Origin of the sequence: Nitrosomonas sp. (assembly GCA_016703745.1) — a bacterium.
In the GTDB taxonomy this organism is placed as follows: domain Bacteria; phylum Pseudomonadota; class Gammaproteobacteria; order Burkholderiales; family Nitrosomonadaceae; genus Nitrosomonas.
Genome location: JADJBK010000006.1, coordinates 1,390,006 through 1,409,532, shown reverse-complemented (window position 1 = coordinate 1,409,532; position 19,527 = coordinate 1,390,006). Strand labels below are relative to the sequence as shown.

Below are 19,527 nucleotides of genomic sequence, written 5' to 3'. Positions count from 1 at the left end.
TAGCTTCCTGTTGATGAGTGATATGTTTTCCAGGCAAGTTCTTTCTCCTTATATAGAAAAGAACTCATACTGATACTTTCACTCAACCGGTCAAGATAATTGTCGCCTGACCGGACAGGTTAATTGTCGTCTAATACTACCCCGATCGGTATGCCATAACAAGCCTTTGCCGGGTTTGCGTTTCCAAATAGCCATCTGGAACGCATCATTGACTAATTGTGTTTTCATATGCGCGGCCATTGACCAGCCAACGACCTGACGGGAGAACAAGTCGATCACGACCGCCAGATACAGCCAGCCTTCCAGGGTATGAATATAAGTGATATTGCCCACATACACCTGATTTGTCTGATCTATGGAGAACTGACGATCCAAATAATCAGGTGCAATCGGCAATTCATGTTTTGAATTGGTAGTGGTTTTAAATCGACGTTTGGTTTTACAGGCCAGTCCGGCTTCCTTCATTAACCGGCTTATTCGTCGCCGCCCCACGGATCGGCCCTGGTGAAACATAGCTATTTTGAGACGGTGGGTGCCGTATGTATTCCGGCTTTTTTTAAATACTTTTTTACAATACCGCTGAATTGCTCATCTTCTCGTTCCCTGAATGAAGGAATTCGATGCAGCCAATCATAGTAAGCACTCTGTGAGACCTGTAAAAACCGGCACATCGATAATACGGCGAATTTACCCCGATGCTGTTTAATCCAGGCGTACTTCACCGTTGCTCCTTGGCAAAGTACGCGGCAGCCTTTTTTAATAGGTCGCGCTCATCTGTCAGCCGGACAACCTCTTTTTTCAGTCGCTTTAACTCTTCATAGAGATGTTCGTCAGTGCGCACTGCCTTTATGTTATCAACCGGTCGACTGTATTTATTGATCCAGGTATGCAAGGTGTTTTCATTCACACCAATATCCCGGGCGGTTTGGGCTACCGGTTTATCCGATTCAATGGCCAACTTTACCGATGACTCCCTAAATTCAGCTGTATAGACTTTGGGTTTTTCTTGGTTCATTTAAATACACTCCTTCTTTCAGTTATTTTAAGGAATGTGTCCGGTTTAGTGTAGCCACATTACGTTGGACGGTTACACGTTTGACTGGTGAGTAGTGACAGATATTTCTTCATCTGATTATCCGGGGTTATCAAAAGTAAATTTTTGCAGGGCAATTTTTGCCGCTTGCGACAATTTTTGCCGCCTATGGCGCATGGCATTGCCTCAAGAACAGAGCTAAAAAGGGAATTGGGGGCGGATTGTGTATTTCTTCTAACAATCAATGGCAATTCAGGTTGGCAGAAAGTTGGCATGGTTAATGCATGTATTGTTTGTAACCATACAACAGGAGGAAATTATGATCAGCAAGCTCGACAATATGCTTGGTTTTCATCAAAAGGCTTTAAATATGAGATCGGCCAGGCAGACGTTGCTGGCGAGTAATATCGCCAATGCAGATACACCTGGTTTCAAGGCCAGAGATTTTGATTTTTCCAGGGCATTGCAAAATTCGTTCGCTCCTAATCAGATGAATGTTGGATTGCAGGCAACTTCAGCAAAACATATTAATCCTTCAAGTTTTCGCTCGATTGGCTCTTCGCAGGCGCAGTATCGTATTCCACAACAACCGAGTGTGGATGGCAATACCGTGGATATGGATGCCGAACGCATGCAGTTTGCTGACAATGCGCTGCGCTATGACGCTGGCCTGACTTTTATCAGCGGCCAGATTAGAGGTCTGTTGTCTGCCATCCGGGAGGGGAGTTAATCATGTCTTTATTCAGTATTTTCAATATTGCAGGCTCATCCATGGCGGCGCAATCGCAACGGTTGAACGTGGTGGCCAGTAATCTCGCCAATGCGGACAGCGTAACCAGTTCTACTGGCGAAGCTTATCGCGCGCGGCAGGTTGTTTTCAAAACCATTGATGTTAATGAGACCGCCAAGGGCGTCAAAGTGGCGGGTGTGGTGCACGACCCCTCGCCAATGAAGGTGACGTATGACCCCAAGCATCCGATGGCGGATGAGAAAGGGTATGTCACGTCTCCCAATGTCAATGCAATCGACGAGATGGTCAACATGATGTCAGCATCACGCTCCTATCAAAATAGTGTGGACATGATGAATACCACCAAGACATTGTTGCAGAAAACACTTTCGATCGGTCAATAAGGAGAATCACCATGAGTCAGGCAGCAAACGTAAATTCCAGCATTTCGCCGTTACTGAACAGCAAGGGAGAGAGTTTGACGGCGGTGCGCAAAAATGAGGAGGATCCGCAAGAGCGTTTTCTGAAACTGTTGGTAACGCAGATGCAGAATCAGGATCCATTAAGCCCGATGGATAACGCCGAAGTAACCAGCCAACTGGCGCAAATCAGCACCGTCAGCGGCATCGACAAACTCAATGCCACGCTGGAAAAGCTGGTAGCGAATACAGACGCTCGTAGCTCATTTGAAGCAGCAGCCATGATCGGGCGCGGCGTATTGATTCCCGGCACCGCCATGCAGGTTGAGAAGAGCGCGGGAATTGGTGGTTTTGAACTGGCGGAACCTGCCGATAAAGTCGTGGTGACTGTTAAGGATGCGGCCGGTATCGCAGTGCGTGATATTGATCTGGCGGCACAGTCACTGGGGGTCAATACGTTTGTCTGGGATGGTCTAACCAATGACGGTGCCCAGGCCGCTGATGGTCGCTACAGTTTTTCAGTGAAGGCGGTACGCGGCGAGAATGCAGTGACTGCTGCCACGCTGGCTTTTGGCACGGTTAACAGTGCCGGGCCGGGCAAGGATGGTGCATTGCTGGACGTGGGTGAACTGGGTTTCGCCGGGATGAATGACATTAAAAAGATATTCTAGGAGAGGAGTGTAGATTATGGGATTTCAGCACGGTTTAAGTGGGTTAAAAGCAGCGTCAACTAATCTGGACGTGGTGGGTAATAATATCGCCAATGCCAATGTGGTCGGGTTTAAACAGTCGCATGCGCAGTTCAGCGATGTTTTCGCCAATTCGCTTGGCGGCGCGGGTGGCAACCAGGTCGGGATTGGTACACAGGTAACGACAATTGCCCAGCAATTCTCACAGGGCAATATCAGCAATTCCAGCAATCCGCTGGATATTGCCATTGTCGGTGGTGGGTTTTTCCGTATGAGCGACAATGGCGCAATTAGCTACAGCCGTAATGGCCAGTTCCATCTGGACAGCAATGGTTTTCTGGTGAATGCGGATAACTTGAACGTTACTGGATTTACCGCCAATCAATCAGGTCAGATTATTGCCGATGCCCCGACCAACCTGCAATTATCCACCGCTGAACTGACACCACAAGCCACCAGCAAATTTGCCGCAGGCGTCAATCTGGACTCTCGTACCGATGTGCCAACGCCATTGCCGATATTTAATGCCACCAATCCAGCGACGTATGCCAGTTCCACTTCTGGCGCAATTTTTGACAGCCTGGGCAATTCGCACACACTGACACTGTTCTTTCAGAAAACTGCACCGGCAACCTGGAGTGTTTTTGCCGCCGTGGATGGCGCGACGGATGCCATAACAGGACAGCCAGTTGGCGTGACACTGGGCGGCTTGTCTTCATTGGAAATGAAATTTGATACCAATGGCGCATTGACTGCACCCACCGGGCCGATCACGGCATCGGTAAGTTTACCGGCAATTGCTGCCAACCTGGGAAGGGCCGACTGGGGAGCAACTGCACCCCTTGATTTCTCGCTTGATCTGACCAGTTCCACCCAGTTTGGAAGTAACTTCGGCGTCAACAAGTTAAGTCAGGACGGCTTCACCTCGGGTCGCCTGGCGGGGTTCAACGTGTCCGATGACGGCACCATCAAGGGTAACTATACCAATGGTCAGAATATTACATTGGGGCAGGTCGTGCTGGCGAGCTTTGCTAATACAGATGGCCTCAAGCCACAAGGACGCAATCAATGGCTGGAAACGGCGGATTCCGGTCTGCCGCTGGTGGGCGTGCCATTGAGTGGTACGCTGGGTTCGCTGCAATCCGCCGCAGTGGAAGAATCCAATGTTGATTTGACTGCGGAACTGGTCGGTTTGATCACCGCACAACGGGTTTATCAGGCCAACGCTAAAACGATAGAGACGCAGGATGCCGTACTGCAAACCCTGGTCAATCTTTAAACAGCGTAACTGAATAACGATCACACAAGGGATCTGAAAAATGGATCGAATGATTTATACCGCGATGACCGGTGCGCTGCATACCATGACACAGCAGGCAACCGTTTCGCACAATCTGGCGAATGCTTCGACTACCGGCTACCGTGCGCAGACGGACAGTTTTCGTGCGGTTCCGGTTTATGGTGACAGCCTGCCGACCCGAGCGCTTGTATTGGACACGACGACGGGCTCCGATTTCAGACCGGGCCCGATCCAGCACACGGGCCGATCGCTGGATGTGGCCGTACAAAGCGAAGGCTGGCTTACGGTACAGCTGGAAAATGGTGAAGAAGCCTATACCCGTCATGGCAATCTGCAAATCGATGCCAATGGTGTGCTAAAGACCCGTGATGGTCAGAATGTCAGGGGGGATGGTGGCGTCATTTCCATTCCACCTGATAGTCGCATCATGGTCGCCAAGGATGGCACGGTTTCGGTGATTCCCGATGATCCTAAAGTGACGGCGGTGTCGATCGTGGGCCGTCTCAAACTCGTCAATCCACCCGCTGAGGAAATGATCCGGGGGGATGATGGTCTGTTTCGCTTGAAAGACGGTGGAGTGGCGCTGGCTGACCCGAAGGTGATATTGGTGGAAGGTGCCCTGGAAAGCAGCAACGTCAATGTGATCCATGAAATGGTCAAGATGATCACTCTCGCGCGTCAGTTTGACATGCAGATGAAGATGCTGGAAAACGCGCAGCATAATTCGCAGCAGGCCAGTGAAATACTGACTCTCAGAAATTAATGAATAGCCAATCAGTTTCGATCAAAGGAAAAATATCATGACACGCGCTTTATGGATATCAAAAACAGGTCTGGATGCTCAGCAGACCAAAATGGATGTGATTGCCAATAACCTGGCCAACGTCAGCACCAATGGCTTCAAACGGATGCGGCCGGTATTCGAGGACCTGCTTTATCAAACCTTGCGTCAACCGGGCGCGCAGTCTTCAGAGCAGACCCGTCTACCATCCGGTTTGCAACTGGGAACCGGCGTGCGGCCGGTAGCGACTGAAAATATTTTCATGCAGGGTAATCTGCAGCAAACCAACAATCCGCGTGATATCGCGATCCAAGGGGAAGGTTTTTTTCAGATTCTGCTGCCGGATGGCACGCTGGCCTATACCCGCGATGGTGCGTTCCAGTCGAATGAAAACGGGCAGCTGGTGACGTCCAGCGGTTTTATCGTTCAGCCGGGCATTACCATTCCACCCGATGCGTTGAGTATGACTATTGCGCGCGATGGCACGGTTTCAGCTTTGACGCCCGGAACCGCTGCACCCGTTCAGGTTGGGACACTGCAGCTGACTCGTTTTATCAATCCGGCAGGATTACAACGCTTTGGCGAAAACCTCTATCTGGAAACCGCAACCAGCGGCGTTGCCAATCCAGGTATAGCCGGTACTAATGGCATGGGATTGTTGAATCAGGGATTCGTAGAAACGTCCAATGTCAATGTCGTCGAGGAGCTGGTCGAAATGATCCAGACGCAGCGTGCCTATGAGATCAATTCCCGTTCGATCCAGACATCGGATCAGATGCTGCAAAGACTGGCGCAACTGTAATGGCCATTTTATTCCTGAAGTGATTCTGGGCATCATGAAATCAATACATTGTTCCGATATGCGTGGCAAGCTTTATCTTGCAAGGCTGGTGCTGCCTATGCTGGTTGTGGTGGTGTCGGGCTGTGCGATAACGCCCAAACCCGCTGTGCAGCAACCGATGACTATCCGGCCGGAAATTCCACGCCCCCTCCCGGTAACAGAAACGCATGGCAGCATCTATCAGACAGCGTTCAGTCACCAGTCCGGGAGGCGTTACATCCCCTTGTTCGAGGATCGACGTGCGCGCGGCATTGGTGACACCATTATCGTAACGCTCAACGAGCGCACCAATGCGAGCAAGAAAACGGGCAGTAACGTAAAACGTGAGTCCGAAACCGGATTCTCGATTCCAGCATTCATGGGATTGCCTCTTAAGAAGCTCTTCCAGGATGTTTCGCTGGAAACGGAGTCAACCAATAAATTTGATGGTCAGGGCGCGAGTTCCAGTAACAATAATTTCACGGGTACGATTGCCGTTACGGTGATTGATTTTCTGCCCAATGGCAATCTGCTGGTCAGTGGTGAAAAGCAGGTCGGCATCAATCAGGGGCATGAGTATATCCGCTTGTCTGGCGTGATCAATCCGATCAACATCATCAATAACACCGTGTCCTCAGTGCAGGTTGCGGATGCGCGTCTCGAATATCGTGGCAGCGGTTATCTGGATGAGGCGCAGACAATGGGCTGGTTGTCCCGCTTTTTTCTGTCCGTTTTGCCATTCTAATCGAGCATTATCATGATATTACGTAATATTTTATTGGGTGCGGCCTTGTTGAGTGCGCTACTGGCACCATCATTGGTGGTCGCTGAACGCATCAAGGACATCACCAGTATTCAGGGGGTGCGCAACAACCAGCTGATCGGCTATGGGCTGGTAGTGGGGCTCGATGGTACGGGTGACCAGACGCAGCAGGCGCCATTCTCGGTACAGAGTATTGTCAGCATGCTGGGGCAGCTTGGCGTTAATCTGCCGCCGGGAATCAACATGCAGTTGCGCAATATTGCCGCAGTCATGGTGACGGCCAATTTGCCAGCATTCGCTAAACCGGGGCAGAATATCGACGTGACCGTGTCATCGATGGGTAATGCCAAGAGTCTACGTGGCGGCACGCTGCTGATGACGCCGCTGAAAGGTATTGATAATCAGGTTTATGCGGTTGCGCAGGGGCATCTTGTCGTTGGTGGCGCCGGTGCAGGTGCGGCGGGCAGCAGCGTACAGATCAATCACCTTGGCACGGGACGAATCAGTGCGGGCGCGATTGTCGAGCGTGCTGTCCCCACTATGCTAGGTCAGGGCGAGCATATACATCTGGAATTGCGCGATACCGATTTTACGACTGTCAGGATGATTGTCGAGACTGTCAACAGTCGTTTTCCGTCAGGTACCGCCACTGCACTCGATGGGCGTGTTATTCAGATACGGGCACCGCTGGACAACGGCCAGCGCGTAACTTTCATCTCGCAGATTGAGAATCTGGAAATCAATCCGGCGCAGGGTCCGGCGAAAGTCATCATCAATGCGCGTACCGGCTCGGTCGTGATGAATCAGGCGGTGATGCTGGCAACCAGCGCCGTGGCGCATGGCAATCTGTCCGTCATCATCAATACCCAACCGATTATCAGCCAGCCGGGGCCTTTTGCGGAGCGGGGAGAGACGGTCGTCGTGCCGCAATCCCAAATCGAAATCCGTTCGGATGAGGGCAATCTGATGCTGTTGCCGGGTGCGGCGAATCTCGCGGAAGTGGTCAAGGCATTAAACTCAATCGGTGCCACGCCACAGGATCTGCTGGCGATTCTGCAGGCGTTGAAAGCAGCCGGTGCGCTACGCGCCGAGCTCGAAATCATTTAATGAGCCTGGCATGATCAATACCCCCGACCTTACCAGTCAGCTGGCAATCGATAGTCAACATATCGAGAAGCTGCGCCATCATGCCAGACAAAACCCAGAGGAAGGATTGCGCCAGGCCGCCAGACAATTCGAGGCATTATTTGTCAATATGATGCTGAAAAGCATGCGCGATGCTTCACCCGAAAAGGGGTTGTTTGAAAATGAGCAATCGAAATTCTATACACAAATGCTCGATCAGCAGATGGCGCAGAACTTTGCTGAAAAAGGCATTGGTCTGGCTGACCTGATTGTGCAGCAATTAACCCAATCCATCGATGCGGATGCCAATCCGGAAACCGCAATCGGTGAGGCAAACGCAAAGCTGGATACACTTGCCAACCGGCAGACGGCGCCGCTGGTCAATCTGTCACCCAGTCAGCCAGGAGATTTGCCCGTGCGATTGTGGGCAAATGATTCCCATGTGGCAATCGCAAAACCCAATTTTTCCGGCATGGCGCCAACGCAAGCCAGTGAACCGCTGGTGGCAATCAAGCCGGAACGGATAGCGATAATGGAACCGATGTTGCGTCAACCCCGGGAATTTGTCGCTGAGTTATTGCCACATGCCAGAAAAATTGCGCAGGAAACCGGCATTCCTGAACGATTCATGATCGCGCAGGCAGCGCTGGAAACCGGCTGGGGCAAGCATCAGATTCGTGACAGCAACAATGCGCCCAGCTTCAACCTGTTTGGCATCAAGGCGGGTTCTTCCTGGCGCGGCAGGGTTGTTGAAGCCACGACCACCGAGTTTATTGATGGCAAACCACAGAAGCTGAGCGAGAAGTTTCGTGCCTACGCTTCGTTTGAAGAGGCGTTCCGGGATTATGCCAATTTGCTGCAAAACCACTCCCGCTATGCGCCTGTGGTGAAAAGCCGCAGTGCGACAGCATTTGCGTGGGGATTGCAGGAGGCCGGTTATGCGACTGATCCACACTATGCCAAAAAATTGATCAATATCATCAACAGCGATGTTTTCAACATCAAAGCAACTGGCGGATAAAAGCAGATCAACAGGGTTAATTTGGCGCGGTATTTGTCGTTAACAACACTCATCAGGATTTAAAAATATAAGGATTGAATCATGGGAAACAGTATTCTGAACATCGGTGTCTCCGGTCTGCAAACCGCGCAGGCGCAATTGTTGACCACCAGCCACAATATCAGTAACGCATCGACCCCCGGCTATAACCGCCAGCAGGCGATTGCCAGCACCAATATTCCAGATCGGCGTGGAAATGGATTTATTGGCCAGGGCGTACAGGTGTCGACAGTACAGCGCGTATTCAGCCAGTTTCTGTTTACCCAGGCACTACAGACACAAACCCAAAGCAGCCAGCTGGACAGTTATTACAACGAAATCAAACAACTCGACAATCTGCTGGCAGACACATCATCGGGATTGACCCCCGCATTGCACGCCTTTTTTAACGCGGTGCAGGATGTCGCGGCCAACCCGGCTTCCGTGCCTTCGCGCGAGGCGATGCTGAGTAATGCCGAAGCGCTCACAGGACGCTTCCAGTCGATGGATCATCGCTTCAATGAAGTGCGCGATGGCGTCAACAGTCAGTTGACCAGCACCGTTGACGAAATCAATTCGCTGGCGCAACAGATCGGCAGAATGAACCTCAATATTCAAACGGTGGAAGGTTCATCCGGTGGGCAACCCGCCAATGATCTGCGTGACCAGCGCGATGCGTTGGTGCGGGATCTGGGCAAGCTGGCCAATGTTTCGGTCGTGCGGCAGGATAACGGACATCACAATGTGTTTATCGGCAATGGTCAGGCACTGGTGGTGGGTTCGGAAACCATGGCGCTGAAAACGGTGCCTTCCAGGGAAGACCCGCAGCGATTGACAGTGGCGATGGATCTGGGCAACAAAACCGTGCTGATTCCGGAACACCAGTTGCAAGGCGGCAGCATGGGTGGGCTCATCGCGTTTCGCAACGAGACGCTCGATCAGGCGCAGAATGAATTTGGCCTGCTGGCGCTCGGTCTGGCGCAAACCTTTAACGATCAGCATCGCCTTGGGCAGGATCTAAGTGGCGTGCTTGGTGGAGACTTTTTTAAAGTACCTGAGCCAGAAATTATGTCGTCGCGTGATAATGCACCTGCTTCCAGCGTAACGGCGACCATCAGCGACGTGAGCAAGTTGACTGCGAGTGACTATCGCTTCGATTACAACGGCACAAATTTTACGCTGACACGGCTGACGGATCAAACCTCGATCAGTTCGACAACCGCACCCACTACAGCTTCGCCCTTGACACTGGATGGGTTGAGCATCACCAGTAGCAGCATGGCGGCGGGTGAACACTTTGTCATTCAGCCCACTCGCCAGGCCGCCAAAAATATTGAGGTCGCCATCAGCGATACTGCGAAGATTGCCGCCGCCGCGCCAATTCGTACTGAAGCCGCCACCAGCAATACCGGAACCGGCAAGATCAGCGCGGGCAAGGTGGATGCTCTGGATACGAATCTGCAACAGCCGGTGACACTCACTTTTACCTCCTCTGGGCAGTTCAATATTGTTGGCACTGGTGCCGCAGCAACTGGTCTGATATACACACCCGGCGCCGATATCAGTTTCAACGGGCTGACGGTGCAGATCAGTGGTGAGCCGGCAGCGGGGGATACGTTCAAAATCGAGGCCAATACCAGTGGTGTCGCGGATAACCGCAATGCCTTGCTGCTGGCCGGGCTGCAAACAAAAAACACGCTGTTGAATGATACGGCGTCACTGCAATCCGGTTATGCGCGCCTGGTCAGCCAGATCGGCAACAAAACCCGTGAGCTGGAGGTGATGAATACGGCACAGGCGAATCTGCTCGCGCAGACGGACCAGTCGCTGCAATCCCTCTCCGGCGTCAATCTGGAAGAAGAGGCGGCCAATCTGTTGCGTTACCAGCAGGCTTTCCAGGCATCCAGCAAGGTGATCGAAGTCAGCAATTCGCTGTTCGATACGCTGCTCAGAATTTGAAAAAATAATTAGTCAAGTACGGAGGGAAAAACCATCATGCGCGTCAGCACCAATACCTTGTTTGATCAAGGCACAAAATCCATGCTGCAGCAACAGAATTCATTATTCAAACTGCAACAGCAAATTTCAACCGGCAAACGCATTGTGACACCGTCCGATGATCCGATTGGCGCAGCGCGTGCGCATGAATTAACCCAGGCGGCCTCATTGAATACCCAGTACGCGGAGAATCGCCAGCGGGCAGGAGACAGCCTTAAACTGGTTGAGAGCACGCTGGGCGGTGTTACCAACCTGATCCAGAATGTGCAATCGCTGGCAGTGGCGGCCGGTAACCCGGTACTCTCCGACAGCGACCGCTCAAACATGGCGACCGAACTGCGCGGGCGTTTCGAGGAATTGCTGGGATTGGCCAACGCAACCGACGACGAGGGCAATTATCTGTTCTCCGGTTTCCAGGGGAAAACCCAGCCTTTCGTGCAGGTGGCCGGTGGCGTGGAGTATAAGGGTGATCAGGGTCAACGTCTGGCGCAGGTTTCTGCCTCCCGGCAACTGCCCGTCAGTGAAACTGGACTCGCAATTTTTGAGCAGATCAGGAACGGCAATGGCACGTTTGTGACCGCCGCGAAAGATTCCAATACTGGTAGCGGCGTGATCAATGCCGGTTCAGTAAGCGATGCCGCCAGCCTGACCGGGAATAATTATGAAATCAGTTTCAAGGTTAACGCGGGCGTGACAACTTTTGACGTAACCAACGTGACCACCGGAGCGGTATTGTCCAGCAGCAATCCCTATAGTAGTGGGGAAGCGATCAGCTTTGAAGGGCTGCAATTTGCCATCAAGGGTGCGCCTGCCGATGGTGACACATTCACCGTACATCCCAGCCGTCATGAAAGTCTATTTGTAACGATCAATAATTTCATTACCGCGCTGGAAACTCCCGCAACGGGCAGCACTGGTAACGCGAAGCTAACCAATAGTATGAACACTGCATTGCAGAATCTTGATCATGCGCTGACTAACGTATTGGGCACACGTGCCGCAGCAGGCGCGCGCCTGCAGGAAATCGACTCACTGCAGCAGGCCGGTGAAGATACCGCCGTTCAATATCAGCAGTCGCTCTCCCGCCTGCAGGATCTGGATTTTGCTCAGGCTATTTCAGATCTGACCCGTCAGCAGGCGTTGCTCGAAGCCGCACAGCAATCCTTCATCCGTATCTCGGGGTTGTCCTTGTTTAACAAGATTTGAGGGTTTGGTCGGGTTATACCCGCCGTTGGTTTTCCGGCTTTAACGGTTAAGCGGTGAAATATCCAGGCCGCCCAGGGTTACCCCGATATCAAATCCACGACCTGCTCCGGAAATGGCCAGCGAAACCATGCCACGTGTCATCACCTGGCCGTGTCCGGATTTCACCGCGCCAATATGTCCTTCAAGCGCGATAAAAACGCCATAAATTTCACTGATATCTTTCAATTCTGAAAAATAACCGACTCCTTCTATGTCAGATTGACCAATGGTGAAACCGATGCTTCTTGAAGTCAATTTAACCTGGGCACGTTGACCGTTGCTACAGGTGACGTTGCCCGTACCATCATAGTGCTTGACGACAAATGACCATCCGCTGAGTTTGTAATTCATCGAACAGGAAATGTATGGGCTTGATGCCTGCGCTGGAGCCGTGATGGCGGCAACAGACAGGAACCCGGTAAGAATTGTTAATTTCTTGAAAACGGTAGATGGTTTCATTGATATATGTTCCTCAAAAAATGACTAATGTTGCTATTGTAATATAGCCGGCCAGAGGATATAGGGTTGAATCTTGTGTGCGTAATTTTCGGCGTGTGAGCCATGGGCAGTGAATTATCCGGATTTGAGTGGTTTATCAGGCGTTCCAGTCAAAGTCGGCGCCAGCCATCATGCCCGGAAATGAAACGATACCGGTTGCGCTTTGGTGACGGCACGTTCGCACACTACTCCATTGTGGAGAAACCAATATTTAAAAAGGTTTTGAGAGCGAATTTCGTGTAATGGTGTGGTTTCCGATGGAATTCTCATCATGATCAATTTCAATCGGACCACAACCGGAAAAGCGGTCGAGGTACAGATAAATCACTGGTGTGATGATCAGGGTGATGACTTGCGAAAACAACAGTCCACCTACAACAACTAGACCCAGCGGCTGACGAAGCTCGGCACCTGCGCCTAATCCCATGGCAATTGGCAACGCACCAACCAGCGCGGTGAGAGTGGTCATCATGATTGGGCGAAAGCGCAGCAGGCAGGCGCTGCGAATAGCTTGTAACGGTGGCAGTTGCTGGGTGCGCTGTGCTACCAGTGCAAAATCGATCATCATGATCGCGTTTTTCTTGACGATTGCAATCAAAAGCAGCATGCCGATCATCGCGATGATAGAAATATCGAGATCAAATAGCCACAGGGTGAGCAACGCGCCCACTGCTGCTGAGGGCAACCCCGACAGAATGGTAATCGGGTGGATATAGCTCTCGTAGAGCACGCCGAGCAAAACGTAAATGACGAGCAGTGACGAGATGATCAGAATCAGTTGCCCGGTCTGGCTGGTCTGAAAGGCAGCAGCATCACCCGCATAGCTGGTGACAATGCTGTCCGGTATGCCAATTTCGCGCTCAAACTGAGTAATCAGGGCGGTTGCCTCACCCAGTGCGGTATCCGGAGCGAGATTGAACGACAGGGTGATGGCTTCGAGTTGACCCATGCGGTTGATAGTAGATGGACCAAAGCCGCGCGTCACGCTGACCATGCTGGATAGCGGTACCAGATTACCCCGTTCCGATCGGACATGAATACTGCTCAGCGCATTTTCATCGACACGATGTGCGTCATCCGCCTGCAGAATGACGCGATAGGTATCACTTGCCGTATAAATGCTTGCGATTTGCCGTTCACCAAATGCATCAAACATCGCTGAGCGGATAGTGGCGGAATCCACCCCCAGCAACTGCGCCTTGTCGCGGTCAATTTCAATTTTTGCCTGCAGGCTGCGCAATTGCATGTTACCGCTGACATCACGAAATACCGGATTCCCACGCATTTTATTTATCATGCTATCCGCCGTCGGGTAAAGCTCGTCGGTCAGCAACCCGCGCAGCACATACTGAAAACGGCTTCTGCTGCCTACGCTACCGAGCCGGATATTGTTCATGCTGGATACGAACGCGCGAATTCCTGCCATGGCCTGCAGACTCTTGCGCAGTGATTCCTGGATTTCCTTTGCGGGAGGACGATCGGCGCGTGGCTTGAGGTCAATCAGAAAACGGGCAACGTTGGAACCTTCGGTAAAAACCACGTTGTTCTGGACGTGAGGATGCTGGCCGATGATTGCTATCGCCTGCTGGAGCAAATCAGTCATCGCGGGAAAAGCGATTTCTTCGGCTGCTTCGATCACGACCATCACGCGGCCAGTATCTTCCTCTGGGAAAAAACCTTTGGGTAGCATCATGAACAAAGAAACTGAGACAAACAGGGTGCTAATGGCAATCAGCAGAATTGTTTTGCGGTGTGCCAGTGACCAGTCGAGCAGATACGTATAGCCTGTTGTCAGCCAGTCAAAAATTATCGTGAACCAGTTAGTGAGAAATGCCAGTCTGTCTGGGCGTGAGGATTCGGGTGGCTGGCGACTTGCGAGCATCGGCACCAGGGTGAGCGATACCACTGCCGAGACCAGTACCGCTACGGTGATTACTGCAGCAAATTCCTCGAACATCTGGCCAATAACGCCTGAGATGAAAAACAGTGGAATGAATGCAATGGCAAGTGATAGAGAAATTGAGATGATCGTAAAGGTGATCTCGCGGGATCCCTTGATTGCGGCCTGCATCGGAGACAGACCTTGTTCGCTGTGGCGAACGATATTTTCCAGCACCACGATGGCGTCATCGACAACTAACCCTACCGCAAGCGTGATGGCGAGAAGCGAAATATTGTCGAGTGTAAACCCCATGGTGCGAATGAAGATGAAGGTGACCAGAATCGATATGGGCAGCGAGAACACCGGTATCAACGTGGCGCGAGGTTTTCTCAGGAACAGAAAAATTACCAGTACTACCAGCAGCACAGTGAACACAAACGTGATCTGTGCATCGTGTATGGCTTCACGAACCGCTAGTGAGCGATCCACCAGTACCTGCAGGCGAACTGAGGGAGGTAATTGTTCATTAAGACGAACCAGTGTTTTCTTAACCGCGTCGACTGACGTTACCAGATTGGCACCCGGCTGGGTATAGACAGAGAGACTCAGAGATTGCTTGCCATCAGTCCAGCTGGCGGTTTTGGTGGATTCTACGCTGTCCTCAATGGTGGCGATCTCAGCCAATCGAATCGGGCGGCCGTCGGCAGTGGTCTTGATAATAACCTGCGAGAAATCGGCGGCATTGGCAAGCTGGTTGCCAGTCTCGATTACCAGTATCTGACGCTGTCCTTCGAGTGTACCCATGGGGGAATTATTGTTGATCTGCGCCAGTGCAGTACCAACGTCGTTAATGGTCAGATCGCGTGAGGCCAGCAAGACCGGATCAACGTTGATTCTGACCGCGTATTTTTTCTGTCCGTTGATACGTACTTCGGCAATGCCAGGCAAGGTTGATAATGCCGGTGCAATGAAGTTTTCGGCAAAGCGATTGAGTTCAGCGTAGGGGAGAGTATCCGACACCAGGGAGAGTAGTACGCTGGAGAGATCAGTTGGACTGATCTTGCGGTAAGACGGAAACGTTGTCATTTCCACCGGAAGCAGCCGCTGCGCGTTGAGCAGGGCGGACTGAATATCGATAGTGGCTCCATCAATATCGCGTTCGGGTACAAATTCCAGGGAAATGGTTGTAAGCCCTCGGCGGTTAGTGGAACTGATCTGCGCAAGACCAGCGATGTTGGCAAACTGACGTTCCATCGGGGTTGCAACAGCGGTTGCCATAGTCTCCGGGCCTGCACCTGGTAAGATGGCAGTCACGGTGATCACCGGAGTATCGATGTTTGGAAGCGAAGCAATCGGAATGTTCTGATAGGCAAGCAATCCACCAATCATGGCGGCCAGTGACAGCAGCACCGTCATGACCGGACGGCGAATACACAATTCTGGCAGGGTCATGATGTTTGCTCCATGGCATAGGGTGGCCGTTTGCCATCACTTCTCTGCACTGGTTTTTCTGGTGCGGCTACCCGGGTGCATGCTTGCCAGTTTTCTGCAGGATCGGCAATTTTCACCTTGCTGCCAGGAAAAACTTGCTGCATACCTTCGACAACTACGCAAATACCCGTCGCAATGCCTTCAATAGCCGCTAGCCCATCCTGTACCTGCAGGGATTTCACGGGCTGTGGTCTGACACTATCGTCCTCAGCCAGGACATAAACGAATTGCCCTCGTGGCCCAACCATCAGGGCAGTGGTCGGTACGGTGGCAGCATTCTGTAGTACCTGCGGTGCGAGTGTTACTTCAACATGCCGTCCAGGCCAGAGATAATTGTCCGCATTGGGAATTTCTGCTTTGACCAGGATAGTGCCACTGGCGGCATTGACTTTGTTATCAATAAAAATAATCTTGCCTTGCCGAGAGAATGATTCAGGCTGGGGAGAGTGTACGTTGATCACGACTTCGCTTCTGGCCAATGCTATCTGAAGATTGGGCAGCGCCTGTTCCGGCAATTCAAAACTGACGTGAATCGGATCGATGCGGGTGATGTTAACCAATGAACCTGTATCTGGCCCGACCAATGTGCCGATATGAAACGGAATAGCACCGGTACGGCCACTGATCGGAGAATGGATTTTGCCGTGACTACGGGTAACACGATCCGCTTCCACGGCTGCCAGATCGAGCTTAAGTTGATTTTTCAGAAGATTGACCTGGTTTTCTGCTTCATCGAGCAGGGAGCGCGCAATAAAGTTCTGAGAAAACAGTTGGCTCTGGCGCTGAAAATGACGTTCAGCATTACGCAGATCGGTGCGAGTCTTTTCTGCCTGGGCGCGTGCTTTGTTCAGGTTGGCCTCTTCCGTGCGCATGTCAAGTGTGAATAATAGCTGACCCTGCTGGACAGATTGTCCTTCTCGGATATGGATTTCTCGGATTATGGCACTGACCTGGGGTCTGATATCGACCGACTGAATGGTGGTGAGGATACCGTTTAGTTTTAGCGTCACGGCAACATCCTGATTTCCCACCGGGCTAACCATGATGGCGGTGGGCGGCAGGCTGGGTTTGCCATCTGCTGTCTGCGCGTTATCCGGTTCACTTTTCAACCAGAAAAATAATGATGCTACTAAAGTGATTAGGCCCGTTATTAAAATAACATTGTTTTTCATAAATATTTTTTAAGGTCTTATCCAGTAGTTGAAAGCTGCTTAAACCCGGAAAATCTCGCAGTTCATGATGTAGCCAGTTGAAAAATACTTGGGACTGCAAGAATCAGGCTTGATGAATCGCGCCCAATATTCTGGTTCCCATTGCGCCGGTAACAGCGGGCAGGTTGCCTGGTGATCTGTTGATTGTTTGCTGGGCAAGCCAGGCAAAAGCACAGGCTTCCACCCAGTCAGCGGGAATACCTAGCTCGTCAGTTAGTTTAATTTTGTGATGAGGCATGATTTCGTGAAGCATCATGATCAGCGCGGCGTTATGCGCGCCACCACCGCATAGATAAAGTTCTCCTGCCCGGGGATACCATGACGTGATCGCACGTTTTATCGTCTCAACTGTAAAACTGAGCAGGGTTGCCTGAACATCTTCTGGGCGCGCGTTGCTGGAGAGGTGAGTAGTGAGCCAATCAAGATGAAATAGCTCGCGTCCAGTACTTTTGGGTGGGGGGAGGGAGAAATATGGTGACGCCAGTAGCTTTTCGAGCAGGTGGGGAATAAGGTTGCCAGATCGTGCCCAGTTGCCATGGTGGTCATAAGTCATACCGGTGTGCAGGTGGCACCAGGCATCCATTAGCATGTTACCCGGTCCGCAATCAAAACCGGTTACCTCGCCTTCTGGTGGCAGGCTGGTAATGTTGGCGATTCCGCCGATGTTGATGATCAGACGATGAATGTGCGGATGAGAGAACACTGCTTGATGAAAAGCCGGCACCAGCGGTGCGCCTTGTCCCCCGGCAGCGATATCGCGATTTCTGAAATCACTTATTACCGTGATACCGGTCAATTCCGCCAGTAAGGAGCCATTAACGAGTTGAATGCTGTATCCATCCTGTGGGCTATGTCTGATTGTTTGACCATGGCAGCCAATTGCACGAATCTCAGAAGGTAAGACTGCTACCTGATCAAGTAGTTGATTAACAATTTCCGCGTAGGAATAAGTTAGCTGATTGGCAAGGCGCGCCGCTCGCTGCAGCTCATTTTTACCCGGCGTATGCAGTGCGAGCAGATCTTTCCGTCGAGTGTCGTCAAACGCTGTAAAAGCAGTGTTGATCAGCACAGGTGATCGGGAAAGATCCGTTAGAGCAGCATCGATACCATCAAGACTGGTGCCTGACATCAGTCCAATATAATATGAGCTGCTCAAGCAGTCTTATTGCAGAGAGGCCATTTCGGTATTGTGCGGCAGTTCGAGTATGGCGAGCATTTCCCTGCTTTGCTTCTGAAAAGCAGCGCGATATTTTTTATTAATGGAAGGAGCAGCAGGCATAACGATCTTGGTCGGATCCTGTTGTATGCCATTTACCCGCAGTTCATAGTGGAGATGTGGGCCGGTTGCCATGCCAGTCGAGCCGACATAGCCGATGATATCGCCTTGCTTGACGCGTTGGCCTGGCTTCAGATGGCTGACAAAACTTGATAAATGTCCATAAGCGGAGCTGTATGGCCCGGCATGCTGCAAAACAATCAAGTTACCATATCCAGCTTGCTGACCCTTATATTTGACAGATCCATCAGCCGTTGCCATGATCTCAGTACCGGCGGGAGCGGCGTAGTCAATTCCTTTATGTGCACGCCATCGTTTGAGAATAGGATGATAACGATTGTCGGTATATCCGGAGCTGATTCGTGAAAATTTGAGTGGTGCCATCAAAAAAGGTTTGTGCAGATTATCACCTGAAGGGGTGTAATAGTCACCCTGACCTTCTGCCTTGAAATAGATGGCTCGGTATGGCTTTCCCTTATTGCTGAATTCTACTGCAAGAATTCGTCCCGGTTGAGTTTGACCGCTTTCATCCTGGTGAGATTCATAGATGACGGTAAAGTGATCACCTTTATGCAGGCCACGGTGAAAATCAATGTTGCTGGCAAAAATATCGATCATTTGTGAGGCGATCTGACTTGGAAGTCCGACATCACTGACGGCTGCAAACAGGGAGTGGGTGATTACGCCTGATGAAATTTGCAGGGTGGTATTATCATGTTGACTCGACAGTTCATTGAGTTCAAAAACGCCGTCTACTTTCTCAATTTGTAACTGCTTTCCATTGCCATAAAAATAACGAAGTAACAGCAACCCTCCGTCTGGACGGGTTTCCGCATGTACGATCTCACCTGGTTTGAGCTTATGCAGCGCTTCACTGGTGCGTGACGTATTGAGAATATCCAATTTATCCTGCCGACTGATATTCAGTCGGTCAAGTATTGCATGGATGGTATCGCCACGACGAATACTTTCCTGATGCCAGAAAGTCATATCGGGGTCAGAAGTTGCCAGATTTTCCGGCAAAGTCAGGGGGTACACAACCCGTTCTTCGGAAGCTTTCTGAAAAGAGGCGTCCGGCATGATGCCGAAGGCGGTGACCATGCCAAGTATTGGCATGCTGAGCAGAAGGGTTAGCCAGCGGGTACGTTTCTGCGATAATATGCTTGATTTTTTGGGGGGCAGGTAAGGTTGATAATACATTAACGATACTTCTCCTCATTAATTAAC

18 protein-coding genes are annotated in these 19,527 nt (G+C 51.3%); 11 read left to right on the top strand and 7 right to left on the bottom strand.

Going from position 1 to position 19,527, the window contains the following annotated elements; translation table 11 throughout:
- Window positions 1-90: 90 nt before the first annotated feature.
- A complete protein-coding gene (locus IPG31_07730; protein MBK6618247.1) occupies window positions 91-585 on the bottom strand; it encodes an IS3 family transposase in 495 nt (164 codons plus the stop codon).
- A 133-nt stretch (window positions 586-718) separates the two neighbouring features.
- Window positions 719-1,015, bottom strand: coding sequence for a transposase (locus tag IPG31_07725; GenBank protein ID MBK6618246.1), 297 nt, complete (start codon window positions 1,013-1,015; stop codon window positions 719-721).
- A gap of 337 nt (window positions 1,016-1,352) precedes the next feature.
- On the opposite strand from IPG31_07725, the gene flgB reads away from it, so the two are divergent.
- The 11 genes from flgB to flgL all read left to right on the top strand — a co-directional run bounded on the left by flgB (window position 1,353) and on the right by flgL (window position 11,903).
- Complete coding sequence (gene flgB / locus IPG31_07720) at window positions 1,353-1,763, top strand: flagellar basal body rod protein FlgB (GenBank protein MBK6618245.1); 411 nt, start codon at window positions 1,353-1,355, stop codon at window positions 1,761-1,763.
- 2 nt (window positions 1,764-1,765) lie between these two features.
- The gene (gene flgC / locus IPG31_07715) at window positions 1,766-2,167 is read left to right on the top strand and encodes a flagellar basal body rod protein FlgC (protein ID MBK6618244.1); all 402 of its coding nucleotides are present in this window, start codon (window positions 1,766-1,768) and stop codon (window positions 2,165-2,167) included.
- An 11-nt stretch (window positions 2,168-2,178) separates the two neighbouring features.
- A complete protein-coding gene (gene flgD / locus IPG31_07710; GenBank protein MBK6618243.1) occupies window positions 2,179-2,853 on the top strand; it encodes a flagellar hook assembly protein FlgD in 675 nt (224 codons plus the stop codon).
- A 16-nt stretch (window positions 2,854-2,869) separates the two neighbouring features.
- Complete coding sequence (gene flgE, locus IPG31_07705; protein MBK6618242.1) at window positions 2,870-4,150, top strand: flagellar hook protein FlgE; 1,281 nt, start codon at window positions 2,870-2,872, stop codon at window positions 4,148-4,150.
- Window positions 4,151-4,190: 40 nt separating this feature from the next.
- A complete protein-coding gene (flgF, locus tag IPG31_07700; protein MBK6618241.1) occupies window positions 4,191-4,934 on the top strand; it encodes a flagellar basal-body rod protein FlgF in 744 nt (247 codons plus the stop codon).
- A gap of 37 nt (window positions 4,935-4,971) precedes the next feature.
- Window positions 4,972-5,754: a flagellar basal-body rod protein FlgG gene (flgG, locus tag IPG31_07695; protein MBK6618240.1), complete on the top strand. Its 783-nt coding sequence runs from the start codon at window positions 4,972-4,974 to the stop codon at window positions 5,752-5,754.
- 58 nt (window positions 5,755-5,812) lie between these two features.
- A complete protein-coding gene (locus IPG31_07690; protein ID MBK6618239.1) occupies window positions 5,813-6,517 on the top strand; it encodes a flagellar basal body L-ring protein FlgH in 705 nt (234 codons plus the stop codon).
- A 12-nt stretch (window positions 6,518-6,529) separates the two neighbouring features.
- Entirely contained in the window at window positions 6,530-7,642 is a 1,113-nt protein-coding gene (locus tag IPG31_07685; GenBank protein MBK6618238.1) for a flagellar basal body P-ring protein FlgI, read from the top strand.
- Between the two features lie 10 nt (window positions 7,643-7,652).
- A complete protein-coding gene (flgJ, locus tag IPG31_07680) occupies window positions 7,653-8,681 on the top strand; it encodes a flagellar assembly peptidoglycan hydrolase FlgJ (protein ID MBK6618237.1) in 1,029 nt (342 codons plus the stop codon).
- Between the two features lie 81 nt (window positions 8,682-8,762).
- Window positions 8,763-10,658: a flagellar hook-associated protein FlgK gene (flgK, locus tag IPG31_07675; protein MBK6618236.1), complete on the top strand. Its 1,896-nt coding sequence runs from the start codon at window positions 8,763-8,765 to the stop codon at window positions 10,656-10,658.
- Window positions 10,659-10,694: 36 nt separating this feature from the next.
- Window positions 10,695-11,903 (top strand): flagellar hook-associated protein FlgL, encoded by a 1,209-nt coding sequence (flgL, locus tag IPG31_07670; protein ID MBK6618235.1) that lies wholly within the window; start codon window positions 10,695-10,697, stop codon window positions 11,901-11,903.
- Window positions 11,904-11,942: 39 nt separating this feature from the next.
- Here the strand turns inward: flgL and IPG31_07665 are convergent, their stop codons facing one another.
- The 5 genes from IPG31_07665 to IPG31_07645 form a co-directional block, all read right to left on the bottom strand.
- Window positions 11,943-12,368, bottom strand: coding sequence for a hypothetical protein (locus tag IPG31_07665; protein ID MBK6618234.1), 426 nt, complete (start codon window positions 12,366-12,368; stop codon window positions 11,943-11,945).
- A gap of 283 nt (window positions 12,369-12,651) precedes the next feature.
- Complete coding sequence (locus IPG31_07660) at window positions 12,652-15,774, bottom strand: efflux RND transporter permease subunit (protein ID MBK6618233.1); 3,123 nt, start codon at window positions 15,772-15,774, stop codon at window positions 12,652-12,654.
- Entirely contained in the window at window positions 15,771-16,985 is a 1,215-nt protein-coding gene (locus tag IPG31_07655; protein MBK6618232.1) for an efflux RND transporter periplasmic adaptor subunit, read from the bottom strand. Before IPG31_07655 ends, IPG31_07660 begins: the two co-directional genes overlap by 4 nt.
- A 103-nt stretch (window positions 16,986-17,088) precedes the next feature.
- Entirely contained in the window at window positions 17,089-18,180 is a 1,092-nt protein-coding gene (locus tag IPG31_07650) for an anhydro-N-acetylmuramic acid kinase (GenBank protein ID MBK6618231.1), read from the bottom strand.
- A 6-nt stretch (window positions 18,181-18,186) separates the two neighbouring features.
- Window positions 18,187-19,500, bottom strand: a complete 1,314-nt coding sequence (locus IPG31_07645) for a peptidoglycan DD-metalloendopeptidase family protein (GenBank protein ID MBK6618230.1) — start codon at window positions 19,498-19,500, stop codon at window positions 18,187-18,189.
- Window positions 19,501-19,527: the final 27 nt, after the last annotated feature.

Bases quoted from the DNA above. Each gene is read 5' to 3' on its own strand.
- IPG31_07725 (MBK6618246.1), bottom strand. From the start codon at position 1,015: ATGAACCAAGAAAAACCCAAAGTCTATACAGCTGAATTTAGGGAGTCA.
- flgB (MBK6618245.1), top strand. From the start codon at position 1,353: ATGATCAGCAAGCTCGACAATATGCTTGGTTTTCATCAAAAGGCTTTA.
- flgC (MBK6618244.1), top strand. From the start codon at position 1,766: ATGTCTTTATTCAGTATTTTCAATATTGCAGGCTCATCCATGGCGGCG.
- flgD (MBK6618243.1), top strand. From the start codon at position 2,179: ATGAGTCAGGCAGCAAACGTAAATTCCAGCATTTCGCCGTTACTGAAC.
- flgE (MBK6618242.1), top strand. From the start codon at position 2,870: ATGGGATTTCAGCACGGTTTAAGTGGGTTAAAAGCAGCGTCAACTAAT.
- flgF (MBK6618241.1), top strand. From the start codon at position 4,191: ATGGATCGAATGATTTATACCGCGATGACCGGTGCGCTGCATACCATG.
- flgG (MBK6618240.1), top strand. From the start codon at position 4,972: ATGACACGCGCTTTATGGATATCAAAAACAGGTCTGGATGCTCAGCAG.
- IPG31_07690 (MBK6618239.1), top strand. From the start codon at position 5,813: ATGCGTGGCAAGCTTTATCTTGCAAGGCTGGTGCTGCCTATGCTGGTT.
- IPG31_07685 (MBK6618238.1), top strand. From the start codon at position 6,530: ATGATATTACGTAATATTTTATTGGGTGCGGCCTTGTTGAGTGCGCTA.
- flgJ (MBK6618237.1), top strand. From the start codon at position 7,653: ATGATCAATACCCCCGACCTTACCAGTCAGCTGGCAATCGATAGTCAA.
- flgK (MBK6618236.1), top strand. From the start codon at position 8,763: ATGGGAAACAGTATTCTGAACATCGGTGTCTCCGGTCTGCAAACCGCG.
- flgL (MBK6618235.1), top strand. From the start codon at position 10,695: ATGCGCGTCAGCACCAATACCTTGTTTGATCAAGGCACAAAATCCATG.
- IPG31_07660 (MBK6618233.1), bottom strand. From the start codon at position 15,774: ATGACCCTGCCAGAATTGTGTATTCGCCGTCCGGTCATGACGGTGCTG.
- IPG31_07655 (MBK6618232.1), bottom strand. From the start codon at position 16,985: ATGAAAAACAATGTTATTTTAATAACGGGCCTAATCACTTTAGTAGCA.
- IPG31_07645 (MBK6618230.1), bottom strand. From the start codon at position 19,500: ATGTATTATCAACCTTACCTGCCCCCCAAAAAATCAAGCATATTATCG.